Annotated in this window: 4 protein-coding genes and 1 pseudogene; 4 read left to right on the forward strand and 1 reads right to left on the reverse strand. The window is 69.7% G+C overall.

Features of this window, described 5'->3' with window-relative positions; genetic code table 11:
* Window positions 1–361: hypothetical protein (locus IT371_30155; protein ID MCC6751956.1), on the forward strand; the 361-nt coding region annotated here is incomplete at its 5' end.
* A gap of 5 nt (window positions 362–366) precedes the next feature.
* Complete coding sequence (locus IT371_30160) at window positions 367–558, forward strand: hypothetical protein (GenBank protein MCC6751957.1); 192 nt, start codon at window positions 367–369, stop codon at window positions 556–558.
* A 353-nt stretch (window positions 559–911) separates the two neighbouring features.
* Here IT371_30160 and IT371_30165 read toward each other — a convergent pair whose 3' ends face one another.
* Complete coding sequence (locus IT371_30165; protein MCC6751958.1) at window positions 912–1,322, reverse strand: helix-turn-helix domain-containing protein; 411 nt, start codon at window positions 1,320–1,322, stop codon at window positions 912–914.
* A gap of 85 nt (window positions 1,323–1,407) precedes the next feature.
* On the opposite strand from IT371_30165, the pseudogene IT371_30170 reads away from it, so the two are divergent.
* Window positions 1,408–4,176 (forward strand): annotated as a pseudogene (locus IT371_30170) (toprim domain-containing protein).
* Between the two features lie 266 nt (window positions 4,177–4,442).
* Window positions 4,443–5,131 (forward strand): tyrosine-type recombinase/integrase (locus tag IT371_30175; GenBank protein MCC6751959.1); only part of this gene is annotated, 689 nt, incomplete at its 3' end.

A 5,131-nucleotide genomic window follows, 5' to 3' on the forward strand; every position in this document is an offset into this window, starting at 1 on the left:
GCGTTGGCGCTCCGCGCACGGCAACGGCCGCCCCGACACCCCACCCGACGAGCCCCCGCCCGACACGCACGGCTGCCCCGAGGGCACTCAGTACTGGCAGCGCGACCGCATCACGGAGCTGTGCGCGCCGGTGGGCGCGGGCGACCAGGACTGCGGCCCCGAGGAGGGCCGCTGCCGCCTGCTCGACGTGGAGGAGCGCGACGAGTCCGCGCCGATCGTGCTGGTCGACGACACGCCCGCGGAGGAGCTCGAGGCGGTCGAGCTCGACGAGACGAGGCAGGCGCCGCCGATCCGGGTGTGCGACCCGTTCTGGGACATCGAGGGCGCGACGGACGCGGACCTGGTGGCCGTCGCCGAGTGAGCGAGGTGCCGCGAGGTGGCGTCGCCGGCGCCGACAGCGGGCGCGCAGCGCTCGCGGCGCCGGTGACGGCCCCGGTGAGCGCAAGCCCGCGCGACGAGCGCGGGCCCCGGCTCTCGGCGGACCTGGCGCACGCGCGGCGCGGCGCGACGCGTGCTGCCCTCGTGGAGCTGCGCGGCCTCGAGCTGCACGCGGCGTGACGCGCTCACGCGCGCGCTCGCGGCGCCCGGGTGGGCGCTCCTGCGGTGCGGCCTTCTCTCGACGCTGAGAGGACATAACGCCAGCGTTATGTCCAGCTCGACGAGGGCAGCCCGCCGGCGCGGAGCGTGCTTCTCCCGTAGAGCGTCGTGCAGGAGCGTTGCACGCTCCGTGACGTCGGGCCGTGTCGGATAAGTCGACTTGTCGGACACGCCGAGGAGAGCGGCTCCGCGGGTTTGATGGAGTCCTGCGAGGCCGCCCTGGCGGTGGTGGTGTTGGGGGAGGCGGCGCAGTCCTGCGCGTGCGTGCAGTTGCGCTACGCCGACGTCCTGCTCTCGGCGAGCAACGAGACGTGTCAGCCCAACAGCCCGTCGAGCATCTTGACGACGACCTCCTGCTGGGCGCGCGGGAGCTTTCTGAGCTTCTCGATACGCAGCTCGAGCGCGGACACGGGGCCTGGGTGGGCCTTCGGCGTGCGCTTGGGGATCTCCTCGCGGCCGAGCAGGACAGCGACGCCGACGCCGAGCTTGTCGGCGACCCGCTCGATCACTTCGGCTGAGGGGTTCTGGGCGCGCCGTTCGTAGTAGTCGACGGTTTTCCTCGACACGCCAAGCAACTCGGCCATGCCCTCCTGCGTGAGGCCGCGCTCCTTGCGTAGCGCGGCCAAGGCCTTGCCAAAGGGAGGCGCTTCTCCAGAAGGAGGACGACCAGCCATGGCGTCAGGATAAGGCCGGATTTCGGCCTGGCCCGGGCGCGGTGTTCTCATTCCTTGGGATCACTAGCATTGTATCGCGAATCCGTGCAACCGTCCTGGTCGGGATCGCGCTTGACACGATCCCGAAGGAGGCCCCATGGCCCGCGTCCCGCCCGAAGAGCTCACCCGGCTGAAGTCCGAGATCTCGCTCGAGCGCTTGGTGGCGCGGCGCGGCGTGAAGCTCGAGAAGAAGGGCGCCGACCTGGTCGGGCGCTGCTGCTTCCACGAGGGCGACAACGAGCCCTCGCTCGTCGTCACGCCGGCAAAGAACCTGTGGCACTGCTTTGGCTGCGGCGCCGCCGGCGACGTCATCGAGTGGGTGCGCCGCACCGAGGGCGTCTCGTTTCGCCACGCCGTGGAGCTGCTGCGCGAGGGCGTGGCCGTCGGGGACAGCACGGTGAAGGTCGGCACGGTGCGCAAGCTCGCGCCGCCGGTCTCCCTCGACGCCGACGACAAGGCGCTGCTCGATCAGGTGGTGGCCTACTACCACCGGTGCCTGCTCGAGGATCCGGCGGCCCTCGCCTACGTCGTGGACAAGCGCGGCATCTCCCGCGCCACCGTGGAGCACTTCAAGCTCGGCTTCTGCAACCGCACGCTCGGCCTGCGGCTGCCGCAGAAGAGCCGCCTCGACGGTGAGGCCATCCGCGGGCGCCTGCTGACCCTCGGCATCGTGCGCGAGAGCGGGCACGAGCACTTCCGCGGCCGCGTCACGATCCCCATCTTCGACGAGCAGGGCACCGTGGTGTCGATGTACGGGCGCGTCATCCTCCACAACCTGCGCGCCGGCACGCCCGATCACCTCTACCTGCCGGGCCCGCATCGTGGCGTGTTCAACCTCGAAGGCCTCCATGGCGCCAAGGAGGTGATCTTGTGCGAGGCGCTCATCGACGCGCTCACCTTCTGGAGCGCGGGGCTTCGCAACGTGACCTCGAGCTACGGCGTTGAGGGCTTCACCGACGAGACCTTGCAGACGCTCAAGCGGCACCAGGTCGAGCGGGTGCTCGTGGCCTACGACCGAGACGACGCTGGCGACGCCGCGGCCGCGAAGCTCATCGAGCGGCTGCGCCCCGAGGGCTTCGAGTGCGCGCGCGTGCTGTTTCCGCGCGGCATGGACGCGAACAGCTACGCGCTGAAGGTGCAGCCGGCGTCGAAGTCGCTGCGGCTCGTCGTCGAGAAGGCGGCGTTCGAGGGAAAGTGCCTGTGCCACGACGAGCCAGAGGAAGCGGCTAAGGAGGAGCAGCAGCCTGCCATTCCCTTAGCCGCTCTGCCGGCCGCGGAGCCGCCGCCGTCGTCGGCGTCGAGCACATCGCCGAACGCGCCGCCGGCGTCGCCGCCAGCATCACCACTGGGGGCGAACATCGGCGTGCAGGTCGAGGTGAAGGGCCAGGACGAGCTCGCCATCGCCATCGGGCCGCGGCGCTACCGCGTGCGCGGCATCGCCAAGAACCTGTCGCACGAGGTGCTGCGCGTGAACGTGTTCTGCTCCACGTCGAGCAGGGACGGCGAGCTGTTCCACGTCGACACACTCGATCTGTACTCGGCGAAGCAACGCGGCGCCTTCCTGCAGGCCGCCGCGCGCGAGCTACGAGAGGACGTCGAGGTGCTGCGCCGCGACCTCGGCCGCGTGCTGCTCGTCGTTGAGGAGAAGAACGACCAGGCGATGCGCGCGGTGCTCGAGCCGCAGCGCGACACCGTGCCGGAGATGACGCGCGAAGAGCGGGACGAGGCCCTGGCGCTGTTGCGTGACAAGGATCTCGTCGGCCGCATCCTCGCCGACTTCGAGGCGTGCGGCGTCGTCGGCGAGCGCACCAACAAACTCGTGGGCTACCTCGCCGCCGTCTCGCGCAAGCTCGACGACCCCCTCGCCATCGTGGTGCAGTCCTCGTCGGCCGCGGGCAAGTCGAGCTTGATGGAGGCCGTGCTCGCCTTCGTCCCCGACGAGGAGAAGGTGAAGTACTCGGCGATGACGGGGCAGTCGCTCTTCTACATGGGCGACGTGGATCTGCGGCACAAGGTGCTCGCCATCGTCGAGGAGGAGGGCGCCGAGCGCGCCTCGTATGCGCTCAAGCTCCTGCAGTCCGAGAAGGAGCTCACCATCGCGTCGACGGGCAAGGACCCGGAGACCGGCAAGCTCGTCACGCACGAGTACCGCGTCGAAGGCCCAGTGATGATCTTCCTGACCACCACCGCCATCGAGGTGGACGAGGAACTGATGAACCGCTGCGTGGTGCTCACCGTCGACGAGGACCGCGCACAGACCCGCGCCATCCACGCGCTGCAGCGCAAACGCGAGACCCTCTCCGGGCTGCTCGCGAAGGAGGACAAGAACGCGCTCGTGACCCTGCACAAGAACGCGCAGCGCCTGATGCGCCCGCTGCACGTGGTGAACCCGTTTGCCGAGAGGCTGACCTTCCTCGACGACAAGACGCGCACCCGACGCGACCACATGAAGTACCTCGGCCTCATCCGCGCCATCGCCCTGGTCCATCAGCACCAGCGCACGGTGCACACGGTGCAGCACCGCGGGCAGGCGCTCGAGTACATCGAGGCCACGATCGACGACGTCGCGCTCGCCAACGTGCTCTGCCACGAGGTGCTCGGCCGCTCCCTCGACGAGCTGCCCCCGCAGACGCGCAAGCTGCTCGTGCTGCTGGACGCGATGGTGGGCAAGCGCTGCGTCGAGGCGCACATCGAGCGGAGCGAGCTGCGCTTCACGCGGAGGGACGCCCTCCTTGCCAGCGGCTACGGCCTGACGCAGCTGCGCCTGCACATGGAGCGGCTCGTGGACCTCGAGCTCGTCCTCGTGCACCGCGGCCTGCGCGGGCAGAGCTTCGTCTACGAGCTGCTCTGGGACGGCGGCGCTGCCGTCGAGCGCGGCGAGAGCGAGCACCGCCTGCCCGGGCTCGTGGACGTGGCCGCGCTCGGAGGTGCCACTACGATCGAAAGGTGGCGGGGGTTCTTGGGGGAGTTGGCGGGGCCATGGCGGGGCCAAAGCGGGGCCTTGGCGGGGGGAGTGCGGCCCCCGGTTGTCGACGAGGAACCAGCGATTTCGCCGCCAGCGCGCATCTCGGGTGAGAAATCGCGTGCGTCGTATCGTGGTGGCAACGGTGTGCGCGTGGAGAACGCGGCGCCGTGACGCAGACGCCCGCGCAGTACCCGTACGTGTGGCGCATCAAGGCGACCAAGCGTGCAGACGCCCTGCCGACGTGCGCCGCGGACTTCCTCGAGCACGAGAAGGCGCGCAACTACGCGCTGCGCACGGTGCAGATGCACGACTACCACCTCGCGCGCTTCATCGCCTTTTGCGAGGAGCGCGGTGTTGTCTCCGTCCACGACGTCACCCGCCCCGTCGTCGTGCGCTTCCAGCGCTTCCTCTTCTACTACCGCACCAAGCGCGGCAAGCCGCTCGGCTACTCGAGCCAGAGCCAGGCGCTCGGTGCCGTGCGCCAGATGTTTCGCTACCTCACTCGCGCGTCCGTCGTGTACGCGAACCCCGCCGCCGACCTCGAGCTGCCGCGCAGAGACCAGACGCTGCCGAAGGCCACGCTCTCCATCGACGAGGTGGAGAAGATCTTGCGCTCCATCGACGAGAAGAACCCGATGGCGATCCGCGATCGCGCCATCCTCGAGACGCTCTACTCGACGGGCATGCGCCGCGTGGAGCTGTGCTGCTTGAAGGTGCACGACCTCGACGAAGAGCGCGGCGTCATCATCGTGCGCCAGGGCAAGGGCAAGAAGGACCGCGTGGTGCCCGTCGGCGACCGTGCGCTCGCGTGGATCCGAAAGTACATCGACAAGGAGCGCCACATGGTGGCCCTCGA

The organism is Deltaproteobacteria bacterium (genome assembly GCA_020848905.1).
GTDB lineage: Bacteria > Myxococcota_A > Polyangia.

Excerpts from the sequence above, each read along its gene's own strand:
- IT371_30165 (MCC6751958.1), bottom strand. The coding sequence starts at position 1,322 with ATGAGAACACCGCGCCCGGGCCAGGCCGAAATCCGGCCTTATCCTGAC.